The sequence below is a fragment of the Blattabacterium cuenoti BPAA genome (assembly GCF_000348805.1).
Taxonomy (GTDB): Bacteria; Bacteroidota; Bacteroidia; order Flavobacteriales; family Blattabacteriaceae; genus Blattabacterium; species Blattabacterium cuenoti_B.
In genome coordinates this window covers 213789-235926 of record NC_020510.1, presented here as the reverse complement: position 1 = coordinate 235926, position 22138 = coordinate 213789, and the positions used below count along the sequence as shown (strand labels likewise).

The 22138-nt window shown below is 26.0% G+C and carries 24 protein-coding genes and 1 tRNA gene; 17 read left to right on the top strand and 8 right to left on the bottom strand.

What is annotated here, in order from left to right; translation table 11 throughout:
* Positions 1-164: 164 nt before the first annotated feature.
* From BPAA_RS01100 to trpA, 7 genes are read left to right on the top strand one after another with little or no spacing between them, the layout of a single operon-like run.
* Positions 165-1574 carry an anthranilate synthase component I family protein gene (locus BPAA_RS01100; RefSeq protein WP_015429838.1) on the top strand — a complete coding sequence of 470 codons (1410 nt, stop codon included), beginning with the start codon at positions 165-167 and terminating at the stop codon, positions 1572-1574.
* 13 nt (positions 1575-1587) lie between these two features.
* Positions 1588-2172 (top strand): anthranilate synthase component II, encoded by a 585-nt coding sequence (locus tag BPAA_RS01095; protein WP_015429837.1) that lies wholly within the window; start codon positions 1588-1590, stop codon positions 2170-2172.
* Entirely contained in the window at positions 2169-3167 is a 999-nt protein-coding gene (gene trpD / locus BPAA_RS01090) for an anthranilate phosphoribosyltransferase (RefSeq protein ID WP_041178705.1), read from the top strand. The genes BPAA_RS01095 and trpD overlap by 4 nt, the downstream gene beginning before the upstream one ends.
* The gene (gene trpC / locus BPAA_RS01085) at positions 3167-3964 is read left to right on the top strand and encodes an indole-3-glycerol phosphate synthase TrpC (protein WP_041178704.1); all 798 of its coding nucleotides are present in this window, start codon (positions 3167-3169) and stop codon (positions 3962-3964) included. The genes trpD and trpC overlap by 1 nt, the downstream gene beginning before the upstream one ends.
* A 5-nt stretch (positions 3965-3969) precedes the next feature.
* Positions 3970-4620, top strand: a complete 651-nt coding sequence (gene trpF / locus BPAA_RS01080; RefSeq protein ID WP_051048860.1) for a phosphoribosylanthranilate isomerase — start codon at positions 3970-3972, stop codon at positions 4618-4620.
* The gene (trpB, locus tag BPAA_RS01075; RefSeq protein WP_015429833.1) at positions 4617-5819 is read left to right on the top strand and encodes a tryptophan synthase subunit beta; all 1203 of its coding nucleotides are present in this window, start codon (positions 4617-4619) and stop codon (positions 5817-5819) included. The genes trpF and trpB overlap by 4 nt, the downstream gene beginning before the upstream one ends.
* On the top strand, positions 5803-6576 hold the full coding sequence (gene trpA / locus BPAA_RS01070) for a tryptophan synthase subunit alpha (protein ID WP_015429832.1): 774 nt from the start codon (positions 5803-5805) through the stop codon (positions 6574-6576). The genes trpB and trpA overlap by 17 nt, the downstream gene beginning before the upstream one ends.
* Here trpA and BPAA_RS01065 read toward each other — a convergent pair.
* From BPAA_RS01065 to BPAA_RS01050, 4 genes are all read right to left on the bottom strand, one after another.
* Positions 6569-7231, bottom strand: a complete 663-nt coding sequence (locus tag BPAA_RS01065) for a YggS family pyridoxal phosphate-dependent enzyme (protein ID WP_015429831.1) — start codon at positions 7229-7231, stop codon at positions 6569-6571. The two genes, trpA and BPAA_RS01065, sit on opposite strands and share 8 nt — an antisense overlap.
* Positions 7231-8295, bottom strand: a complete 1065-nt coding sequence (serC, locus tag BPAA_RS01060) for a 3-phosphoserine/phosphohydroxythreonine transaminase (protein WP_015429830.1) — start codon at positions 8293-8295, stop codon at positions 7231-7233. Before serC ends, BPAA_RS01065 begins: the two co-directional genes overlap by 1 nt.
* A gap of 80 nt (positions 8296-8375) precedes the next feature.
* Positions 8376-9725 carry a tRNA lysidine(34) synthetase TilS gene (gene tilS / locus BPAA_RS01055; protein ID WP_041178663.1) on the bottom strand — a complete coding sequence of 450 codons (1350 nt, stop codon included), beginning with the start codon at positions 9723-9725 and terminating at the stop codon, positions 8376-8378.
* A 7-nt stretch (positions 9726-9732) separates the two neighbouring features.
* Entirely contained in the window at positions 9733-10248 is a 516-nt protein-coding gene (locus BPAA_RS01050) for a shikimate kinase (protein ID WP_015429828.1), read from the bottom strand.
* 61 nt (positions 10249-10309) lie between these two features.
* Here BPAA_RS01050 and BPAA_RS01045 point away from each other — a divergent pair.
* Positions 10310-10382: transfer RNA gene (locus tag BPAA_RS01045), tRNA-Lys, on the top strand.
* A 15-nt stretch (positions 10383-10397) separates the two neighbouring features.
* Here the strand turns inward: BPAA_RS01045 and BPAA_RS01040 are convergent.
* Positions 10398-11162 (bottom strand): exodeoxyribonuclease III, encoded by a 765-nt coding sequence (locus BPAA_RS01040; RefSeq protein WP_015429827.1) that lies wholly within the window; start codon positions 11160-11162, stop codon positions 10398-10400.
* Positions 11163-11342: 180 nt separating this feature from the next.
* Here BPAA_RS01040 and hisG point away from each other — a divergent pair, with 180 nt between their 5' ends.
* The 8 genes from hisG to hisIE are packed head-to-tail and all read left to right on the top strand — an operon-like array spanning position 11343 to position 18515.
* Positions 11343-12200, top strand: coding sequence for an ATP phosphoribosyltransferase (gene hisG / locus BPAA_RS01035; RefSeq protein WP_015429826.1), 858 nt, complete (start codon positions 11343-11345; stop codon positions 12198-12200).
* A gap of 23 nt (positions 12201-12223) precedes the next feature.
* On the top strand, positions 12224-13525 hold the full coding sequence (gene hisD / locus BPAA_RS01030; protein WP_015429825.1) for a histidinol dehydrogenase: 1302 nt from the start codon (positions 12224-12226) through the stop codon (positions 13523-13525).
* The gene (gene hisC / locus BPAA_RS01025; RefSeq protein ID WP_023469922.1) at positions 13515-14621 is read left to right on the top strand and encodes a histidinol-phosphate transaminase; all 1107 of its coding nucleotides are present in this window, start codon (positions 13515-13517) and stop codon (positions 14619-14621) included. The genes hisD and hisC overlap by 11 nt, the downstream gene beginning before the upstream one ends.
* Positions 14621-15784 (top strand): bifunctional histidinol-phosphatase/imidazoleglycerol-phosphate dehydratase HisB, encoded by a 1164-nt coding sequence (gene hisB, locus BPAA_RS01020; protein ID WP_023469921.1) that lies wholly within the window; start codon positions 14621-14623, stop codon positions 15782-15784. Before hisC ends, hisB begins: the two co-directional genes overlap by 1 nt.
* Positions 15785-15799: 15 nt before the next feature.
* Positions 15800-16390, top strand: coding sequence for an imidazole glycerol phosphate synthase subunit HisH (gene hisH, locus BPAA_RS01015; RefSeq protein WP_015429822.1), 591 nt, complete (start codon positions 15800-15802; stop codon positions 16388-16390).
* 15 nt (positions 16391-16405) lie between these two features.
* Positions 16406-17143 (top strand): 1-(5-phosphoribosyl)-5-[(5-phosphoribosylamino)methylideneamino]imidazole-4-carboxamide isomerase, encoded by a 738-nt coding sequence (gene hisA / locus BPAA_RS01010; RefSeq protein ID WP_041178662.1) that lies wholly within the window; start codon positions 16406-16408, stop codon positions 17141-17143.
* 3 nt (positions 17144-17146) lie between these two features.
* Entirely contained in the window at positions 17147-17923 is a 777-nt protein-coding gene (gene hisF / locus BPAA_RS01005; protein WP_015429820.1) for an imidazole glycerol phosphate synthase subunit HisF, read from the top strand.
* Positions 17924-17930: 7 nt separating this feature from the next.
* Positions 17931-18515 (top strand): bifunctional phosphoribosyl-AMP cyclohydrolase/phosphoribosyl-ATP diphosphatase HisIE, encoded by a 585-nt coding sequence (gene hisIE, locus BPAA_RS01000; protein WP_015429819.1) that lies wholly within the window; start codon positions 17931-17933, stop codon positions 18513-18515.
* Here the strand turns inward: hisIE and BPAA_RS00995 are convergent.
* The 3 genes from BPAA_RS00995 to rsmA are packed head-to-tail and all read right to left on the bottom strand — an operon-like array spanning position 18512 to position 20785.
* Positions 18512-19132, bottom strand: a complete 621-nt coding sequence (locus BPAA_RS00995) for a 7-carboxy-7-deazaguanine synthase QueE (RefSeq protein ID WP_015429818.1) — start codon at positions 19130-19132, stop codon at positions 18512-18514. The two genes, hisIE and BPAA_RS00995, sit on opposite strands and share 4 nt — an antisense overlap.
* A 4-nt stretch (positions 19133-19136) precedes the next feature.
* Positions 19137-19997, bottom strand: a complete 861-nt coding sequence (locus BPAA_RS00990) for a bifunctional 5,10-methylenetetrahydrofolate dehydrogenase/5,10-methenyltetrahydrofolate cyclohydrolase (RefSeq protein WP_041178700.1) — start codon at positions 19995-19997, stop codon at positions 19137-19139.
* Positions 19997-20785 (bottom strand): 16S rRNA (adenine(1518)-N(6)/adenine(1519)-N(6))-dimethyltransferase RsmA, encoded by a 789-nt coding sequence (rsmA, locus tag BPAA_RS00985; RefSeq protein ID WP_015429816.1) that lies wholly within the window; start codon positions 20783-20785, stop codon positions 19997-19999. Before rsmA ends, BPAA_RS00990 begins: the two co-directional genes overlap by 1 nt.
* 73 nt (positions 20786-20858) lie before the next feature.
* On the opposite strand from rsmA, the gene serS reads away from it, so the two are divergent.
* Positions 20859-22127: a serine--tRNA ligase gene (serS, locus tag BPAA_RS00980; RefSeq protein ID WP_015429815.1), complete on the top strand. Its 1269-nt coding sequence runs from the start codon at positions 20859-20861 to the stop codon at positions 22125-22127.
* The last annotated feature ends 11 nt before the right edge of the window (positions 22128-22138 follow it).

Here is a 22138-nt window from a genome sequence, read left to right as displayed (position 1 = left end):
GAACGATTGATAATTAAAATCAAAAAAAAATAGGAAAAATTTATTTATATTTGCATAATGTAAATGTCATTTAAATGGTGTATTCTTTCAGTATTGTTTATGCAATATTTTTGTTAGGATTGTTTTTATGACGATTTTTTTATCATATCAAAATCCCATAAGCCATGTTAAAATTTAATTTTAGAACTATTCATAAAAAAATTTTGGCTGATCGTACTACACCAATAGAATTATATTTCAAATTAAGAGATATTTTTCCTAATACATTATTATTAGAATCTTCTGATTATCAGATTACAAAAAATAATTCTTCTATTCTTTGTATTAACCCTATTTCTGAACTGATTTTAGATCAAGATGTATTACGAATATCATATCCTAATTGTGTTCAGAAACATATTTTTATAAACGAAAAATTAGACATACAAATTTTCATTGAGGATTTTTTTCAAAAGTTTGAAAATGAAAATACAACTTTTTCTTATTCCGGTTTATATGGATATCTATCTTATGATAGTATTCAATATTTTGAAAATATTCAATTTCATGCTCCAATTCAAGAAATATACAATCTTCCAAAAATACGATTGGGTTTTTATAAAAACTTGATAGTGTTCCATCATTTTCATCATGAAATATATGTTATTGAACATCAATTTTCTGATTTTAAAAAAAAAACTTACATAAATCAATTGATAGAATTGATCCAAAAAAAAAATTTTCTATCTTTTCCATTTAAATCTGTTGGAAATCGTCATTCAAATGTAACAGATGTAGAATACAAAAAAATGGTGTCTCTAGGAATCAAAGCTTGTTTACGTGGAGATGTTTTCCAAATAGTATTATCTCGTCAATTTCAACAGAAATTTAAAGGAGATGAGTTTAATGTGTATCGCGCTTTGCGTTTTATAAATCCTTCTCCATATCTTTTTTATTTCGATTATGGAAATTATAAATTATTTGGATCTTCTCCAGAATCACAACTCATCATTAATAAACAAATAGCCTATATCAATCCAATTGCAGGAACAATCAAAAGATCAGGAAATGAAGAAATGGATAAACAACTTTCAGAAAATCTTGCAAATAATCCAAAAGAAAATGCAGAACATATCATGTTAGTAGATTTAGCGAGAAACGATCTGAGTAAAAATTCTTCTAACGTAAAAGTCGAAGAATTTAAAGACATTCAAGTTTTTTCTCATGTATTTCATATGGTATCTAAAGTATCCGGAAAATTAGAAAAAAATCTATCAATTATAAAAGTATTTGGAGACACTTTTCCTGCAGGAACTCTATCTGGAGCTCCTAAATATAAAGCGATGGAATTGATTGATAAAATTGAAAATCAACATAGAGGTGTATATGGTGGAGCAATTGGTTTTTTTGGATTAAATAATTCTTGTATTAACACGGCTATAGTCATTCGTTCTTTTGTGAGTAAAAATAATACTTTATTTTTTCAAGCTGGTGCAGGGATTGTTTCTGATTCTAAAGAAGAAAAAGAATTGGAAGAAGTGAATAATAAACTGATGGCCTTATTTAAAGCTATAGAACTAGCTAAAAATATATGAAGTATTATTTATTATGATGAATAAAATACTAATTTTGGATAATTATGATTCTTTTACTTATAATCTTGTACATACTGTAAAAAAATTAACAAAAAATCCTGTACAAGTATCTAGAAATAATGAAATTAAACTTTCTGATATAGAAAAATATCATAAAATTATTCTTTCCCCAGGACCTGGAGTCCCTGATGAAGCGCATATTTTAAAACCTTTAGTGAAAACTTTTTCTTCTACTAAAAGTATTTTTGGAGTTTGTTTAGGTCAACAAGCGATAGGAGAAGTATTTGGAGCTTGTCTTCTAAATACAAAAAAGGTTTGTCATGGAATATCTAGTTTAATCAAAATTGTAGATCCACAAGAAATTTTGTTTCAACAATTACCTAGAGAGATTAAAGTTGGCCGTTATCATTCTTGGATTATATCTCCACATAACTTTCCTGAAGAACTCAAAATTACAGCTATTGGAAATAAGGGAGAAATTATGGCTTTACGTCATAAATTTTATGATGTATGTGGAGTCCAATTTCATCCAGAATCTATTTTAACTCCATATGGAGAAAAAATTATAGATAATTGGTTGAATTTAAAGATATTATGAATAAAATATTAGAAAGTCTTTTTTTAGAAAAAACATTGACAAAACAGGAAGCTAAGAATCTTTTGATAGAATTATCAAATGGAAAAATTAATCAAACGCAAGCTGTAGCTATAGCTACTATATATAATATGAGATCTCCTACTCTAGAAGAAATACTAGGATTTAAACAAGCCATGATGGAACTATCTATAAAAATTAATCTTACAGAGTTTAATGCTATTGACATTGTAGGAACGGGTGGGGATGGAAAAAATACTTTTAATATTTCAACGTTAGCATGTTTTATAGTAGCAGGAACAGGAGAAAAAGTGATTAAACATGGAAGTTTTAATTCTACCTCTATCACTGGATCTTCAAATATATTAAAAGGATTAGGATATCATTTTACTAATAAAGAAGAAAATCTGAAAAATCAATTAGACAAAGTAGGAATTTGTTATTTACATGCTCCTATATTTCATCCCGTATTAAACATTATATCTGGAATAAGAAAAGAATTAGGAGTAAAAACAATTTTTAACACACTTGGTCCATTATTAAATCCAGGAAAACCAAAAAATCAACTGTTAGGAGTCAATAATTTAGAATTGGCAAGAATATATTATTATATGTATCAAAATACGAAAAATAATTATGCGATTATTCACAGTTTAGATGGGTACGATGAAATCACGCTTACTAGTGATATAAAATGTTATTCAACAAAAGGTGAACGATTTTATTCTATAGAAGAATTAAAAATAGGAAAAAAAAAGGTTAAAGTAAATCCAGATGAATTAAAAGGAGGAAAAAATACAGAAGAAAATATTCGTATATTTATTAGCGTTTTGTCTGGAGAAGGAACTTTAGCTCAAAATGAAGTAGTTTTAACAAATGCCACATTTGCATTATGTTTATTAAATCAAGATAGTCTTGAAAATAATTATGATAAAGCAAGACGTTCGTTAAAAAGTGGAAAAGCAAAGAATATTCTAAAAAAATTATTAAGCTTATGATGAATATTCTTGAAAAAATTGTATCTGTAAAACAAAAAGAGGTATCCAATAAAAAAATTATACACCCTATAAAAAAATTGGAAAAAAGCTTTCTTTTTCAAAGAAAAACCTTTTCTCTTGTAAAAAATATAAGAAGTAGCCATACGGGTATCATTGCAGAATTTAAGTGCAAATCTCCATCTAAAGGTATTATTAATAATACAGCATTCATAGAAAAAGTAGTTAAAGATTATGAATCTGCAGGAGTAAGTGGGATATCTATTCTTACAGATCAACATTTTTTTTCTGGAAAAAATGAAAATTTAAAGAAATCACGCTCTATAGTTTCTATTCCTATATTAAGAAAAGATTTTATTATTGATGAATATCAAATCATAGAATCTAAATCAATAGGAGCTGATGTGATTTTGTTAATTGCCGGAATTCTTTCTAAAAACCAAATAACAAATTTCTCCAAATTATCAAAAAGTATTGATTTAGAAGTTATTATTGAAATTCATAATGAATTTGAAATAGATAAAATAACAGATAATTTGGATATTGATATTGTAGGAATTAATAATAGAAATTTACAAACTTTTATTGTAGATTATAATCGGTGTTTGAGTTTATCTTCAAAAATTTCTAATAGTTATGTAAAAATTGCAGAAAGTGGAATTCATGATATTAATCACATATTGAAATTAAAAAAACAAGGATTTGAAGGTTTTTTAATTGGAGAATATTTTATGAAAAAAAAAGATCCAGGAAAAATTTGTAAGTATTTTATAGAATCTTTATCAAAAAAATTGAATTGAATGAAATGAAATCGGTTGATCAAATCAATATAAAATCCCAGTTATTAAAAGTAAAAATATGCGGAATGAAATTTAACATACAAAAAATATCTGATTTATTTCCTGATTTTATGGGTTTTATATTTTATCCTAATTCTCCTAGATTTGTAGGTTTTGATTTTGTGATTCCAAAACTCAAAAAAGAAATTTTGAAAATAGGTGTTTTTGTAAACGAATCAGAAGAAAACATATTGAAAATAAAAAAAAAAAATCAACTAGATTTTATTCAGTTACATGGAACAGAAAGTCCTTTTTATTGTGAAAGCCTATTCAAAAAAGGATTGAAATTAATTAAAGTTTTTAGAGTAAATGATTTTTTTTATTTTAAAAAAGTTGTGAATTATATTCCTTTCTGTGCATATTTCTTATTTGATAGTAATACAATTTATTATGGAGGAAGTGGAAAAAAATTCTGTTGGAAAAAACTTCATGAATATACTTTTCAAGTTCCATTTTTCTTAAGTGGAGGAATTGGAATGCAAGATTTTGATACAATCAAAAACTTTTCTCATCCAAAAATATTTGGAATCGATGTTAATAGTAAATTTGAAATTTTTCCAGGAAAAAAAGATGATATTAAGTTAAATGTCTTTATAAAAAAAATAAGAAATTTATGAAATATTTTGTTGATAAAAATGGATATTACGGAGAGTTTGGGGGAGCTTTTATCCCTGAAATGTTACATGATAATATAACAGAACTACAGTGTAAATATAAAAAACTTATTACAAGTTATACATATCAAAAATTATATAGAGAATTGCTAACAAACTATGTTGGAAGACCGACTCCTTTATTTTTTTGCAAAAAATATTCCAATCAATATAATGCTAAAATTTATCTTAAACGAGAAGATCTCAATCATACAGGATCCCATAAAATCAATAATGCGATCGGTCAAACTTTACTGGCAAAAGAGTTAGGAAAAAGAAAAATTGTTGCAGAAACAGGTGCTGGACAACATGGAGTAGCAACAGCTACGATTTGTGCATTAATGCATTTAGAATGTATAATTTTTATGGGAGAAACAGATATGAAACGTCAATATAGTAATGTCATTCGAATGAAATCTCTTGGTGCTGAAGTAGTTCCAGTTTTGAGTGGAGATAAAACACTCAAAGATGCTGTTAATGAATCCATTCGTTATTGGATTAATCATCCTGAAAGTTATTATTTAATAGGTTCTACAGTGGGACCCCATCCTTATCCTCAAATGGTTGCAGATATTCAATCCATTATCAGTGAAGAAATTAAAATGCAATTAGAAAAAATAGAAGGATTTTCTTCTCCTAATTATGTAGTAGCTTGCATAGGAGGAGGAAGCAATGCTGCAGGATCTTTTTATCATTTTTTGGATAATGATTCTGTTAAGCTGATAGCTGTAGAAGCTTCAGGTTTAGGTATTAAGACAAAAAAAACAGCTTCGGCTATTCAATGTGGATCAAAAGGGGTATTACATGGTAGTATGACATTGATTTTACAAGATCAAGATGGACAAATTCTTCCCGCTTATTCTATATCTCCGGGATTAGACTATCCAGGTATTGGCCCTATGTTTGCTCATCTTTTTGTAAAAAAACGTGTTAATTTTTTACATTCCACAGATGAAGAAGCTTTACAAGCAGGATATGAATTAACTCGATCAGAAGGAATAATTCCTGCTCTAGAAAGTGCCCATGCATTAGCTGCATTAAAAAAAATACCACTTCATAAAAAGGATATAGTAATTGTGACTTTATCTGGAAGAGGGGATAAAGATATTAATGTTTACGATAAATTTTTTTTTAATTTTTCAAATAATGAATCAAATACATAATTTATTTAGAAATAAAAATAAAAACATATTATGTATTTATTTTACAGCAGGATTTCCTTGTATAAATAGTACAGAAAAAATAATAAAAATTTTGCAAAATCTTTCTGTAGATTTAATTGAAATAGGAATTCCCTATTCTGATCCTTTGGCAGATGGAATAATTATTCAAAAAAGTAATCAAATTTCGTTGAGTAATGGAATGAATCTCTATTTATTATTTAATCAAATTGAAAAAATTAAGGAAAAAATAAAAGTTCCTATTATTCTTATGGGGTATTATAATCAATTTTATAAGTTTGGAGAAGATAAATTTTTAAAAAGATGCAAAGAATCAGGTATTTCCGGGTTAATTTTACCGGATCTTCCGGTTGATGTTTTTTTACATAAGTATCAAAATATATTTGAAAAATATTTGTTATCTATGATATTTTTAATTACTCCGAAAACCAATTCAGACAGAATATTCATGTTAAGTCAAATCAGTGATGGATTTTTATATATAGCCTCTTCTAGTTCTACTACAGGTACAGTAAATATAAATCCTTTTGGAAAAGAACAAATATCGTTTTTCAAACGTATCAAAAAATTGTATTTCAATATTCCAAAATTGATAGGGTTTGGGATAAAAGATAAAAAGACTTTTGATTTATCATGTCAATACGCTAATGGAGGAATCATTGGTAGTTCTTTTATTCAATCATTGGATAAAAATAAATTGGAAGAAAGTATTAAAAAATATATAAAATCTATTAGATAATTTTTTTTCGATTACCAAAAATTAAAGTACCTAGCCGAACAATTGTACTTCCATATTTTATAGCTATATTATAATCTCTGCTCATTCCCATAGAAAGAATGTTATGTCCGTATTGATTTTGATATTCATGATATAATTTACGTAAATATGAAAATTCATTATGTACTTTTTTTAATTCTTGAAAAGAAGCCATCCCCATTATTCCTATTATTTTTATATTTTTCATCTCTTTAAAAGTTTTGTCTTCCAATATTTTGGAAGCTTCTTTAGAAGTGATTCCTGATTTATTTTTTTCATTACAAATTTTAATTTGTAAAAGACAATTGATAATTTTTTTATGTTTGAACGCTATTTTATTTATTATATTAATTTGTTTTATATTTTGTACGCTATGAATTAAATGAATAAAAGGTATTATATATTTTAATTTATTACTTTGTATTCTTCCAATCATATGCCATCGAATATCTTTGGGTAATTTTTTATATTTTTTCACTATTTCTTGAATATAATTTTCTCCAAAATCTCTATGTCCTATTCTGTATAATTTTTCTATGGAAGAGATTTCTTGATTTTTAGAAACGGCTAAAATTTTCACATTTTTTGGAATCATTTTTTTTATGCTAAAAAATCTATTTTCTATTATGTGATTCATTATGAAAATTTTCTTTCAAATTCTTTCATGATTTCAATGAGAAATTGAACACTTTCTAATGGAAGTGCATTATATATACTAGCACGATATCCACCTAAATATCTATGACCATCTAATCCTACAATATTTTCTTTTTTCCACATTTTATTGAATTCTTTTTCTAAATTTTTTTCTTTTAAAAAAAAGGTAACATTCATATTAGAACGATTTTCTTGATGTATTTTATTTTCAAATAAATTATTTTGATCTATTTCATCATATAATAATTTAGCTTTTTTCTGATTGTTTTTTTCCAAAAAAGAAAGACCACCTTGATTTTCTATCCATTTCAAAGTCAACATAGAAGTATAAATAGAAAAAACATTTGGAGTATTTAAAATGCTATTATTTTGTATATGAATTTTATAATCCATATAAGAAGGAATGTTTTTTCTGATTGTTCCTAAAATATTTTTTTTCACAATTACAATAGTCATTCCTGCAGAACTTACATTTTTTTGTGCCGAAGCATAGATTAAACCGAATTGACAAAAATCTAATTTTCTACTAAAAATATCAGAAGACATATCACAAACTATTGGAATAGATGTTCTAGGAAAGATTTTCATTTGTGTTCCAACTATTGTATTATTAGATGTACAATGAAAATAATCCATATCACATGGAATATGATAATTTGTTGATATATATGTATAGTTTTTATTTTTACCGGAAAATAAAACTCTTACTTTTCCAAATTTTTTAGCTTCTTTAATAGCGTTATGAGCCCAAAATCCTGTATCTAAATAAGAAGCTTCTTGATTCATTAAATTGTATGGGACCATTGAAAATTGTAATGTAGCTCCTCCTTGAAGAAATAAAATAGCATAATCGTCATTTAAATTCATAATACGTTTTATTAAAAAAGTAGCTTTTTCGATGATTTCTAAAAAATCCATACTTCTATGAGAAATTTCAAGTAAAGATAATCCAGAACCATTAAAATTAATTATAGATTGAGCTGATTTTTTTACAACTTCTTTCGGTAGAACAGAAGGGCCTGCATTGAAATTGTGTATTTTCATAAATAAATAGAACAACTAATTCTTTTCAAAATTAAAAAAAATACTAATTGAAATTGTAAAATGGACAGACAATAACTCAATTATATTTTTGTTATACCTAATATTTTTTTTGTGTTTTCTGTAACCTTAAATCTATCATCTAAACGATTTCCTAGAATTAAAATTATAGATCCATTTCCGTTAATTAATAACCATGTGTGTTCTTTTTTCAAAAGAGAAAATTTTTTTTCTTTATAATATTTACTTAATTTTTTTTTTCCTTTCATTTTTAAAGGATAAAAGAAATCTCCTGTTCTCCATGTTCTTAATAATAATGGAAATTGAATTTTATCAAAATCTATCAAACACATGTTTTGTTTACTTTCTTTTTTTGGATTCAAAAAAAATTTGATATTAACAGGTAAAAACATTTTTTTAACAATTTTTAGATTCTGGATTATATAAATCTTATTTAGATTTTCTAATAAGAATTTATGAGAAACTAAAACCCAATGATTTCTGCTTTTAATAATTCTATAGATTTTGGATATAAGTTGTTTTCCAGATTGTGCATCAATAAGATGTTTCATACTATGAATATCATTAAATCCATATGGAGAAAATAATTTAAATAAATAAAAAGACAAAGGATTCAATTTTTTTATCTTTTTACATTCTATTTTCCAAAAAAATGGATCATTTTTTTTTTCTATTGTAATTTCTTTACGAACTTCTTCTATTTTGTTTTCGATTAAAAAGTTTTCATCATAAAGATGATTTATAGTTCTTTTTAATCCATTCTGAAAAGAAAAAGAATAAAATCTAGATAAAACCAAACGAATTTTATTTCTTAAATATTTAATATTTTGATTACTACGATCTAATCTCCATTTTATATTTTTTATTTTTGCATAATGTAAAATTTCTTTTTTATTGAAATTAGAAAGAGGACGAATAAATTTTTTATTTTTTTCAGGAATACCCAATAACCCTTTAATTCCAGTTCCCCTAAAAGCATTTATAAAAAAAGTTTCTATAGAATCATCAAAATGATGTCCTAATACCATGTATTCATATGAATTTGTTTTTAACAGTTTTGAAAACCAATCATATCTAAGTTTTCTCGCGGCCATTTGTATAGATAACTTATATTTTTTAGAAAAATTTAAAGTATCAAATTTTTTTACATGACATATTATATTTTGTTTATCACAAAAATTTCTTATGAAAAATTCATCTTCATTAGATTCTTGATTTCTTAATGAAAAATTACAATGTGCTACTTCTGATTCGATTTCAGGAATATCAAGTAACAAATTGATAAGGACCATGCTGTCTAATCCTCCACTCACAGCCACACAGACTTTTTTTTTCATTTTATTCAAAGAATTCAAAAAAAAATATTTTTTAATTTTATCTATAAAAAAATGATTATATGATATTTTTTCCATGACTATTTCAACTAACAGATTTAACAATTTCTTGAACTATATCGTATTTAGATTTTCCGTATACATTTATCTTTTCCAAAGATTTTTCATAAAAATATGATCTTTTCGATAAATGTTTGATAATAAATATAAATAATTCATTTTTAGATAAATGAGAAATTAAAGGTCTTGTATCCTTTTCTAGGAATAATCTTTTAAATAAAGTATAACTATCCGTTTTCAAATAAAATGTATTTGAATATTTGTTTAACAAATAGATATTGTTATAAAAACAAGGAGTTCCTCCTCCAACCGATAAAACGTATTTATTTTTTTGTTTCAAAATTGTTTTTAATAGAGAATGTTCTCTATTTCTAAAAAAAAGTTCTCCTTTCTTCTTAAAAAGATTAAGAATAGAATCATTTTTATTTTCTTCAACAAGAAGAGCATCCAAATCATAAAAATTCAAATTTAACTTTTGAGATAACATTTTTCCTATAGTAGTTTTTCCACTTCCCATATATCCAATTAAAGTGATTTTCATAAAAACATAAAAATTATAGTATATTTGCTTTTAATTAATCACTATTTAAGAAAATATTAAAGACCTGATAGCTCAGCTGGTAGAGCATTACACTTTTAATGTAAGGGTCCTGGGTTCGAATCCCAGTCAGGTCATTCATTCTTTTATTATTAAAAAATATCTAGCACAACAGGACAATGGTCTGAAAATTTAACCTCCGGCAGGAGATAAGCATTTTTCATTTCTTTTTTTAAGGAATTACTAACCATAGCATAATCAATTCTCCACCCTTTATTATTTCTTCTAGCGTCATAACGATAACTCCACCAACTGTAATGATGCGCTTGTTGAACAAAACTTCTAAAACTATCTATAAATCCTAAATTCATAAAATGAGTCATCCACTTTCTTTCTTTCGGTAAAAAACCGGAAATTTTTTGATTCCGAATAGGATCATAAATATCAATTTCATGATGACAAATATTATAATCTCCACAAATAATAAGATTATTCAATTTATTTTTTATTTTTTTTATATGTAAAAAAAAATTTTTCATAAAAAAAAATTTAAAATTCAATCTTTTCATCATATCATTTCCTGAAGGAAGATAAAGACTAATTATTGATATATTTTTTAGATCTATACGCAATACTCTTCCTTCTTCATCTATAGAATTCAATCCTATTCCGTATTCTACATGAATAGGTTTTTTTTTACATAAAATTCCTACTCCACTATATCCTTTCCTTTTTTTTGAAGGAGCCCAATAATGATTATAACCTAATTTTTTAAAAATATTTGTATCAATTTGTTCTGGAGAAGCTTTTATTTCCTGTAAACATAAAACATCTGGTTGATTCGTTTCAATCCAATTCAATAATCCTTTATTAATTCCAGATCGAATTCCATTTATATTATAACTGATAATTTTCATTTTTTTTTAATTTGTATTGAAAAAAAATAGACTAAGTAATTCCAAAGGTTAATTATATTAATTATAAAATATTCAAAATAGTTTTTATATTTGTTGTGATGCATTAAAAAAAATGCATGAATCTACTAAAATCAAAAGCTTACTCTTGTAAGCTTTTATTATTTTTTCCTGTATTGGATTATGAATAAACTTAAAATAGCAATTCAAAAATCAGGCCGTCTTTATGAAGATTCTATCAAATTACTGAAAGATTGCAGTATTGAAATTAATATTGGGATAGATAAGTTAAAAACAACGGCTCTTAATTTTCCACTAGAAATCCTTTTTCTTAGAGATGATGATATCCCTCAATATTTAGAAGATGGAGTAGCTGATATAGGAATTGTGGGAAAAAATCTTCTTTTAGAAAAAAGAAAAAGGATCAAAATAAAAGAAACTTTGGGATTTGGAAAATGCAGACTTTCTATAGCTGTTCCTAAATCTTTATCTTACAATAAAATCCAAGATTTGGATGGAAAACGAATTGCTACAAGTTATCCTTTTTTGGTTAGGGAATTTTTTAAAAAAAGATATATAAATGCAGAGATTCACGAAATCTCTGGAGCAGTAGAAATTGCTCCTGGAATAGGTTTAGCAGATTGTATTTGTGATTTAGTAAGTAGCGGATCTACACTTTTTATGAACGGATTAAAAGAAGTAGAAACGGTTCTTCAATCTGAAGCGGTATTAGCTTCACATCTCCATTTAGATTCTACACAAAACATCATAATGGAAAAATTTTTATTCCGAATTAGAGCTGTAAAAAAAGCTAAAAATAATAAATATATTCTATTAAACGTTTCTAATGAAAAATTAGAAAAAATAATATCTTATCTTCCAGGAATTAAAAGTCCCGTTATTCTACCTTTAGCAAATTCAGAATGTAGTTCTGTGCATTCTGTCGTAAATGAAAATGATTTTTGGGGAATAATAGAAAACTTAAAAGCACTTGGAGCTCAAGATATATTAGTACTCCCTATAGAAAAAATTATACTATAATAAAAAAATAATAAAATAGAAATATGGATATGATTCAAGTATATATTCATCCCACATGCGAAATATGGAATTCTATTTCAAATAGAACTTTACAAAATATTTCCCATTTAAAGAATTTAGTTACTCCTATCATTGATAATGTTAAAAATTACGGAGATGTCGCTTTAAAAACTTATACAAGAAAATATGATCATACAGATATAAAACATATTCAAGTAACAGAAGAAGAATTCAATAAAGCGGATATGCAAATCTCAAATTGTTTCAAAAAATCTATTGAAATTGCCTATCAAAATATAAAATATTTTCATGAAAAACAAATACATGAAGAGACTCCCATAGAGATTTCAAAAGGAGTTTTTTGTTGGAGAAAAATTATTCCCATAGAAAAAGTCGGTTTTTATATCCCAGGAGGCTCTTCTCCTTTGTTTTCCACTGTGTTAATGTTAGGAATTCCTGGAAATTTATCAGGATGTAAAAACATTATATTATGTACCCCCCCAAATAAAAATGGGGAAATTCATCCATCTATTCTCTATACAGCTAGATATGTAGGAATTACACGTATATACAAGGTAGGAGGAGCTCAAGCTATTGCAGCTATGGCCTATGGTACAGAAAGCATTTCTTCTGTATATAAAATATTTGGTCCAGGAAATTCTTATGTGACAATAGCTAAACAAATTGTATCCCAAAGAGGGATTGTCTCTATAGATATACCTGCTGGACCTTCAGAAATAGCAATTATGGCTGATGAAACAGCAAATCCAGAATTTGTTGCGTCTGATTTATTGTCTCAATCAGAACATGATCCAGATAGTTATATTCTATTAGTCACTCCAAACAATCAATTTTGGATCGAAAAAGTGAAAAAAGAATTAAAAAAACAATTTTTAGATATTGATAAAAAACAAGATATTGTTGAAAAATCTTTGAAAAAAAGCAAAATAATTGTTCTTACTTCTTTAGATGAATGCTTGACTCTAATCAATCAAATTGCTCCAGAACATTTAATCATAAATTGTAAAAATGCTTCTTATTGGGGGGAAAAAGTTACTAACGCTGGATCTGTTTTTTTAGGAAATTATTCTCCAGTTAGTGCAGGAGATTATGCTTCTGGAACCAATCATGTGCTTCCTACCTATGGTTATGCTAAATTTTATAGTGGAGTATCTATAGATAGTTTTATAAAAAAAATCACTTTTCAAAAAATATCTAAGAAAGGATTGAAAAATTTATCAGAATGTATCAATATTTTATCTTCTGAAGAAGGATTACTAGCACATAAAAAATCTATTAATATTCGATTAAAAAATGAGTTTTAAATGTCAATGCATGAATAAATTTAATTTGAATTCTCTAATCAGAGAAAATATTTTAAGTCTGGATCCTTATGTGTCTGCTAGAACAGAACACCATAAAGAAAAAAATTCTATTTTTTTGGATGCTAATGAAAATTCTTTTGGTTCTCCTTTATCTTTTTTAAATTCTTATAACAGATATCCGGATCCTTTACAAAAAGAATTGAAAGAAAAAATATCAGATTTTAAAAATGTTTCTCCATCTCAGATATTTTTGGGAAACGGAAGTGACGAAATTATTGATTTGGTGTATCGTATTTTTTCTCGTCCAAAAGTAGATCATGCCATTATATTTCCTCCTACTTACGGCATGTATGAAGTCACTGGAAAGATTCATGAAGTGGATGTTATAAAAATTTTTCTTACAGAAGAATATTATCAATTAAATTTAGATAAAATAGAAAAAGTTTTGAATCCAAATAGCAAAATTATTTTTATTTGTTCTCCCAATAATCCTACTGGAAATGATATAAAAAGAGAAGATATAGAAGAAATAACAAAAAAATTTACAGGAATTGTTGTTTTAGATGAAGCATACATAGATTTTTCAAATCAAAAATCTTTATCAATGGAAATTGATAAATATCCAAATTTAATCATTTTACAAACGCTTTCTAAATCTTGGGGTTTAGCAGGATTACGAATAGGAATAGCTATTGCTTCTGAATCCATCATTCGGTGGATGAATAAAGTAAAATATCCATACAATATCAGTTTTCTTTCTCAAGAAATAGCTCTAAAAGCATTAGAAAATAAAGATTTATTTTTTTTTCATTTAAAAAACATTCTTTCAGAAAGAGAATATATGCAAAAATCCTTAATAAAAATTCCTATCATACAAAAAGTATATCCTAGTTCTGCTAATTTTTTATTAGCAAAAATAAATTTTTCTTCAAAAAATCTTTATCAATATCTCATGAGAAAAAAAATTTTTGTTAGAGATCGTTCAAAAATCATTTTATGTAAAAATTGTTTAAGAATTACAGTAGGAACTCATGAAGAAAATGAGTATTTAATAGATCAGATTCGAAAATATTCGATTCAAAAAAGAGAAATATGATGAAAAAAATATTGTTTATTGATAGAGATGGAACTCTAATACAAGAAAATCCTCCTACTTATCAAATTGATTCTATTGATAAAATTCGTTTTTATCCCAAAGTAATATTTTTTTTGTCAAAAATCGTGCAAGAATTGAATTACGATTTAGTTATGATAACTAATCAAGATGGTTTAGGAACAGATCAATTTCCTGATAAAATTTTTTGGCCTATACATAATCATATATTAAATATTTTAAAAACTGAAGGTATTCATTTTACTTCTGTTCATATAGATAGAACTTTTCCAGAAGAAAAATCACCAAACAGAAAACCTGGTATCGGAATGCTTACAAATTATTTAAAATCTGATTGTTACAATATTCCCAAATCTTTTGTAATTGGAGATAGATTAACAGATGTTTTGTTAGCTAAAAATTTAGGATGTCAGTCTATATGGATTAAAAATAATCATCATTATCAGAATTTAACAAAAGAAGAAAAAGATTACTATTCTAGTATAGAAGAAAGAGATCTTAAAAAAACAATATTGTTAAAAACGGACAGTTGGAAAGAAATTTATGAATATTTATCATCTATCACAACTAAAAAATTTATTCATCAACGAACAACATTAGAAACAAATGTTAAAATTACTATTTCTATTTATGGAAAGGGAAAATCTCATATTCAAACAGGACTGGGTTTTTTTGATCATCTTCTACAACAAATAGCATTTCATAGTTCTATAGATTTGAATATTCAAACAAAAGGAGACCTTCATGTAGATGATCATCATACTATAGAGGACATCGGAATTACTTTAGGAGAAAGTTTTTATCAAGCTTTGGAAAATAAAATAGGAATAGAACGTTATGGATTTTATTCTCTTCCTATGGACGAAAGTTTATCTACCATTGCATTAGATCTTGGAGGGAGAAGTCAGTTGATCTGGAAGGTCAATTTTTTCAGAGAAAAAATAGGAAACATTTCCACTGAAATGTTTTTTCATTTTTTTCAATCCTTTTCTTTATCGGCCAAATGTAATTTACATATTCATGCTATAGGAAAAAATGATCATCATAAAATAGAATCTATTTTTAAATGTTTTGGAAGAGCTATGAAAATGGCAATACAAAAAAACTTTTCTACTGAAATACCTAGTACGAAAGGAATATTGTAAAAATTTTAAAATATTATGAAAACGATTATCATAAAATATCCTGCAGGAAATGTACAATCGGTTCTTTTTTCTCTAGAGAGAATAGGAATACAAGCTAAGGTAACAGATTCTAAAGAATCGATTCAAAATGCAGAAAAAATTATTTTGCCTGGTGTTGGAGAAGCAAATTGTGCTATGAAATATTTAAAAGAAAAAAAATTGGATTTACTTTTATCTGAATTAAAACAACCTGTGTTAGGGATATGTTTAGGCATGCAATTACTTTGTAAGTTTTCAGAAGAAAGCAGTACTCCATGCATAGGAATCTTTGATTTGTTTGTCAAAAAATTTCAATCTATCGATAGAAATGAAAAAATTCCTCAAATAGGTTGGAACACAATACAAAAACTGAAAGGACCTTTATTTGAAAATATACCAAATGGGAGTTATCAATATTTTGTTCATAGTTATTATGTTCCTTTAGGAAAATACACAACAGCAAAAACGGAATATATAGTTCCTTACAGTGCTGCACTACAAAAAAATAATTTTTATGCTGTACAATTTCATCCCGAAAAATCTTCTTATGTAGGACATAAAATATTAGAAAATTTCATTCGATTATAATAAAATTTTATGACAATGGATATTATAGTAGCTATAGATTTAATTGACGGTAAATGTGTCCGATTAATACAAGGTGATTTTAAAAGAAAAAAAATTTATAATAAAGACCCATTAGAAGTCGCTCTTTTATTGGAAAATCATGGAATATCTAGACTTCATTTAGTAGATCTAGATGGAGCAAAAAAAAGAAAAGTAGTTCATTGGAAAATTTTAGAAAAAATAGCGAGAAATACACGTTTAATTATAGATTTTGGAGGAGGTATTCATTCTGAAGAAGATATTCATACTGTGTTTGAAAACGGGGGTCATATGGTTACTGTGGGAAGTATTGCTGTTCAAAAGCCTTTTCTTTTCAAAAAATGGATTGATACTTATGGGGGTGATAAGATCTTATTAGGAGTAGACGTTAAAAACAATAAAATAGCATCCCATGGATGGACTAAATTTAGTGATTATCCATTTTTTGATTTTTTACAAGAAAAAAGTAATCATGGAGTTAAAAAAATTTTTTGTACAGATATATCTAAAGATGGAGTTTTATCAGGCCCTTCTTTTCTTTTGTATGAAAAAATTCTTGAAAAGTTTCCAAATATTGAATTCATAGCAAGTGGAGGAATTAGGAATATGGATGATGTATACAAATTATTTAATTTAGGTTGTAGTGGAGTCATTATTGGAAAAGCTATATATGAAAATAAAATATCATTATCCAATCTTAAAAATTGGAAAAAAAAAAGGAATAATAACAATTAAAATATGTTAGCTAAACGTATCATACCTTGTTTAGATATTAAAAATGGAAGAACAGTAAAAGGAATAAATTTTAAACATTTAAAAGATGCTGGAGATCCAATACAATTAGTTTGTTGGTATACAAAACAAGGAGCAGATGAATTAGTATTTTTGGATATTACAGCGACAAATGAAAAACGTAAAACATTAATTAGCTTAGTTAAAGAAATTTCCCGTCATATTAATATCCCTTTTACGGTTGGTGGAGGAATTAGGGAGGAAAGAGATGTTGACCTATTGTTAAATGCAGGAGCAGATAAAATATCGATCAACACGGCTGCTTTTAAAAATCCGAATCTTTTAGAAAATTTTTCTAAACGATTTGGAAGTCAATGTATTGTTTTAGCTATTGATACTAAATATGAATTGAATGAATGGTGGGTATATTTAAATGGAGGAAGAATTTCAACTCAAACTAAAACCCTAGATTGGGCTAAGGAAGGAACTAATAGAGGAGCAGGAGAGATATTATTAACTTCAATGAATCATGATGGAACAAAAAATGGATTTGCATTAGATATCACTAGAAAAATATCCCAAAATATTTCTACACCGGTTATTGCTTCAGGTGGAGCTGGAAAATTAGAAGATTTTTATAAAATTTTTGAAAAAGGAAAAGCTGACGCCGCTTTAGCCGCAAGTATATTCCATTATAAAGAAATAGAGATTCCAAAATTAAAATATTATTTAAATCAACTTCACATACCTGTAAGAATTACAGTAAAAAATACAAACGGATAAAAAAAACATGATAAATTTTAAAAAAGGGTTGATTCCCGTGATTGTTCAAGATTCAAAAACAGATAAGGTATTAATGCTGGGTTATATGAATCAAGAAGCTTATAAAAAGAGCATTGATGAAAAAAAAGTTACTTTTTATAGCAGATCTAAAAAAAGATTATGGACTAAAGGAGAAATTAGTAAAAATTATCTTTTTATCAAAGATATATTAGTAGATTGTGACGAAGATACATTATTAATTAAAGCAGAACCAGCAGGGCCTACTTGTCATAAAGGATCGGATACGTGTTGGAAAGAAATAAACAATAAAAATTTTCTATTTCATTTGGAAAATATAATATCGGATAAAATTAAAAAAAAACAAGAAAATTCTTATATATATCAATTATTAAAAAAAGGAGTCAATAGAATCTCACAAAAATTAGGAGAAGAAGCAGTGGAACTAATCATTGAATCTAAAGATAATAATAAAAATTTATTTTTAAATGAATCTGCAGATTTACTTTTTCATTATCTTATTCTTTTGAAAGAAAAAGGATTCAAAATACAAGACGTTATTAATATTCTGGAGAATAGACATTCAAAATCTTAAGGGATATTTAACATTTTATGAATTTGAAGAGAAATTCTCCATTTAGGATTTTTTTTAATGTAAGAAATTATTTTTGGAAGAATATTGAAAGTGTTATTCCATTCTGGTTGCAGAAACAAAAAACAATTAGTAGTTTCAATATAAGCAGCTTGTTCTTCCGCAAAGGAAAAGTCATTTTCATCCGAAATCACAATTTTTAATTCATTAATTTTTTTATAATTTTCTCGTATAGGAAGTTTTATTTTTTTAGGAGAAATTGTAATCCAATCCACATATTTTTCTTTTATAGGATAAGATCCCGAAGTTTCAATATGAATCCGATATCCTTTCTTTTTAAGTTTTTTAATTAAAGGAGATAAATTCCACATTGTAGGTTCCCCTCCAGTAATTACAACAGTTTTGATTTGATGATTGTTGTTAACAACATTAGCAATAATTTTATGAATTGGAAGGAAATCTTTTTGTTTTATATTCCAACTTTCTTTTGTATCACACCAATCACATTTTATATTACATCCCCCGAAACGAATGAAATATGCAGCTATTCCATAATAATGACCTTCTCCTTGAATAGAATAAAATGATTCTTTTATAGGATAACTGATTTTTTCATTCATTTATTTATCTGTTATTTAATGCTGCTATTAAAGTATTTTTGAGTAACATAACACGAGTCATAGGGCCTATGCCTCCTGGAACAGGGGTCAGATAAGAAGCCTTTCCATAAACACTATAGAAATCAACATCTCCTAGTATTTTTTTTTCATGATTATGGATTCCTACATCTATAACTATGGATCCTTTTTTAATCATTTTTCCTTTAAGAAATCCTGGAATTCCTACTGCGACTATAATAATATCAGCTTGTTTAGTATAAAATTCTATATTTGGAGTTTTACTATGAGTAAGTGTTACCGTACTATTTCCAGGATTATTTTTTCTACTCATGAGTATGCTAATTGGTCTTCCTACTATTCTACTTCTTCCAATTATCACAGTATATTTTCCAGATATCTGAATTTTATATTTTTCCAAAAGAGTTAATATTCCTAATGCAGTAGCAGGAAAAAAAGCTTTTATATCTAAAGCCATTTTTCCAAAATTTTCAGGATGAAATCCATCCACATCTTTTTTAGGGTTGATAGATAAAATTATTTTATCTTGATCCAAGTGTTTTTCTAGAGGTAATTGCACAATAAAACCATCAATATATGGATTTTGATTCATTCCTTTTATTTTTTCTAATAATTCTTTTTCTGAAGTATTTATAGGTAAATGAATCAAAGAAGATTTGATTCCAATATTTTTGCACTCTTTAATTTTGTTATTAACATATGTTATGCTAGAACTATTATTTCCTGTTAAAATAATACCAAGATGAGGAACACGTTTGTTTTTGTTTAATATTTTTTTCTCTATAATCTTGCATATTTCATTCTTTATTTCTTTAGCCAATAAATTTCCATCTAATAATTGAGTAATCATTTCCTAATTTCTATTTCTTTTGTTAATTGAAGAAACTCTTTTACAGATAATTCTTCTGCTCTTTTGTTTAAAAATGGGATTTTTTGAAAATTTGGAATATGTTTAAATAACTGTAAAGAATTTTTTAATTTTTTTCTTCTTTGATTAAAAGCAATTTTAACGCATTGAAACAACATACTTTTATTGAAGTTGGTGTTTTCATTTTTTCTTTTTAAAGAAATTACTGCAGATTGTACATTGGGAATAGGAAAAAATACCTTTTCTCTTACAGTAAAAAGGTATTTTACATCATAAAATGTTTGAACTAAAACGGATAAAATTCCATAAGTTCTTTTACCCTGATGCGATGTGATCCGTTTTGCTACTTCTTTTTGAAACATTCCAATACATTCTGGAATGTATTGATTATATCTCAATATATGAAATAAGATTTGAGAAGAAATATTATAAGGAAAATTACCAATAATTGCAAAATTTTGTAAATTGATTTCCTCAGGGTTCCATTTTAAAAAATCTCTGTGAATAATTTGATTTTTAGAAATTGGAAAATTTTTTTTTAAAAAAGAAATTAATTCTTCATCAATTTCTATTAAAAAAATATGATGATATGGATTATGAGTCAATAAATATTGAGTCAGAATCCCCAAACCTGGACCAATTTCTACAACTGTATTGTAACTTTCAAAAGAAAGAGAATTTACAATTTTTTTGGCTATATTATGGTCTTTTAAAAAATATTGATCAAATTTTTTTTTCAAAAAAAGTTTATGATTTGCATCATGCAAATATAGAAAATATTATTTGTATCTTGTGTGCATAGTCAGTAGTAAATTATACGATTTTAGTTTTTCATATAATATGCTTCAAATTTCTTTTATACGAAAAAATCAAGAAAAAGTTTTATTGGGATTAAAAAAACGGAATTTTAAAAAATTACATCTTATAAATGAAATATTAATTTTAGACGAAAAAAAAAAAACAGCTCAGAACATTCTCAATAAAATATTGGAAAAAGAAAATTTGATATCCAAAAAAATAGGTAAAATTTTCAATTCATATAATGATGATTCTCAAATCAAATCTTTGAGAGAAAAATCTCTTCTTCTCAAAAAAGAAAGAAAAAGTATCAATATTCAATTAGAAAAAATTTCTAAAATTTTAGAAAAAAAATTAAATCAGATACCTAATATTCCTGATGAAAAAATAAATAAAAATTATGAAAAAAATGAGATTCTTTTTCAGGAAGGAGAAATTCATTGTCCCATCATAAATCCTTTACCTCATTGGGAATTATCCAAAAAATTTTGTTTATTTGATTCAAATTTAGGTACAAAAATATGTGGTTCTGGTTTTACCGTTTATATGGGAAAAGGAGCAAAATTACAAAGAAGTTTAATTCAATATTTTTTAGATCAAAATATACAAGCTTCATACAAAGAATATAGTTTACCTTATCTTATTAATGAAAAATCTGGATATGCTACAGGACAAATTCCGGATAAAGAAAATCAAATGTATTTCATAGAAAAAAATAACTTCTATTTGATTCCAACTGGAGAAATTCCTATAATGAATTGTTATAGAGATAGAATCCTTACAGATTTAGATCTTCCTATTAAAGCCACAACTTATACTTCTTGTTTTAGAAGAGAAGCAGGTTCTTATGGATCAAAAGTTAGAGGATTGAATAGATTGCATCAATTTGAAAAAGTGGAAATTATTCAAATTACTACACCAGATTCTTCTTCTTATTTCTTGAAAGAAATGATTTTACATGTAAAAAATATTTTAAAATCTTTAAACTTACCCTTTCGTCTTGTTCGTTTAAGTGCTCCAGATCTTGGATTTTCTTCTTCTATAACTTATGATTTTGAAGTTTATTCTATAGCACAAAAAAAATGGTTAGAAGTCAGTTCTATATCAAATTGTACTAATTTTCAATCTCATAGATTACATCTTAGATATAAAACTATTACAGGAAACATAGAATTTTGTCATACTCTAAATGGTAGTGCTTTAGCTTTACCAAGAATTATGGCTGCTTTACTAGAAAATAATCAAACTGAAAATAAAATTACTATTCCCAAAGTTTTGGTTCCTTATACAGAATTTGATCATATTAAGTAAAAATTTTTTAT

Coding starts and splice junctions, on each gene's coding strand:
- BPAA_RS01100 (WP_015429838.1), top strand. CDS start 165: ATGTTAAAATTTAATTTTAGAACTATTCATAAAAAAATTTTGGCTGAT.
- BPAA_RS01095 (WP_015429837.1), top strand. CDS start 1,588: ATGATGAATAAAATACTAATTTTGGATAATTATGATTCTTTTACTTAT.
- trpD (WP_041178705.1), top strand. CDS start 2,169: ATGAATAAAATATTAGAAAGTCTTTTTTTAGAAAAAACATTGACAAAA.
- trpC (WP_041178704.1), top strand. CDS start 3,167: ATGAATATTCTTGAAAAAATTGTATCTGTAAAACAAAAAGAGGTATCC.
- trpF (WP_051048860.1), top strand. CDS start 3,970: ATGAAATCGGTTGATCAAATCAATATAAAATCCCAGTTATTAAAAGTA.
- trpB (WP_015429833.1), top strand. CDS start 4,617: ATGAAATATTTTGTTGATAAAAATGGATATTACGGAGAGTTTGGGGGA.
- trpA (WP_015429832.1), top strand. CDS start 5,803: ATGAATCAAATACATAATTTATTTAGAAATAAAAATAAAAACATATTA.
- BPAA_RS01065 (WP_015429831.1), bottom strand. CDS start 7,231: ATGAATCACATAATAGAAAATAGATTTTTTAGCATAAAAAAAATGATT.
- serC (WP_015429830.1), bottom strand. CDS start 8,295: ATGAAAATACACAATTTCAATGCAGGCCCTTCTGTTCTACCGAAAGAA.
- tilS (WP_041178663.1), bottom strand. CDS start 9,725: ATGGAAAAAATATCATATAATCATTTTTTTATAGATAAAATTAAAAAA.
- BPAA_RS01050 (WP_015429828.1), bottom strand. CDS start 10,248: ATGAAAATCACTTTAATTGGATATATGGGAAGTGGAAAAACTACTATA.
- BPAA_RS01040 (WP_015429827.1), bottom strand. CDS start 11,162: ATGAAAATTATCAGTTATAATATAAATGGAATTCGATCTGGAATTAAT.
- hisG (WP_015429826.1), top strand. CDS start 11,343: ATGAATAAACTTAAAATAGCAATTCAAAAATCAGGCCGTCTTTATGAA.
- hisD (WP_015429825.1), top strand. CDS start 12,224: ATGGATATGATTCAAGTATATATTCATCCCACATGCGAAATATGGAAT.
- hisC (WP_023469922.1), top strand. CDS start 13,515: ATGAGTTTTAAATGTCAATGCATGAATAAATTTAATTTGAATTCTCTA.
- hisB (WP_023469921.1), top strand. CDS start 14,621: ATGAAAAAAATATTGTTTATTGATAGAGATGGAACTCTAATACAAGAA.
- hisH (WP_015429822.1), top strand. CDS start 15,800: ATGAAAACGATTATCATAAAATATCCTGCAGGAAATGTACAATCGGTT.
- hisA (WP_041178662.1), top strand. CDS start 16,406: ATGGATATTATAGTAGCTATAGATTTAATTGACGGTAAATGTGTCCGA.
- hisF (WP_015429820.1), top strand. CDS start 17,147: ATGTTAGCTAAACGTATCATACCTTGTTTAGATATTAAAAATGGAAGA.
- hisIE (WP_015429819.1), top strand. CDS start 17,931: ATGATAAATTTTAAAAAAGGGTTGATTCCCGTGATTGTTCAAGATTCA.
- BPAA_RS00995 (WP_015429818.1), bottom strand. CDS start 19,132: ATGAATGAAAAAATCAGTTATCCTATAAAAGAATCATTTTATTCTATT.
- serS (WP_015429815.1), top strand. CDS start 20,859: ATGCTTCAAATTTCTTTTATACGAAAAAATCAAGAAAAAGTTTTATTG.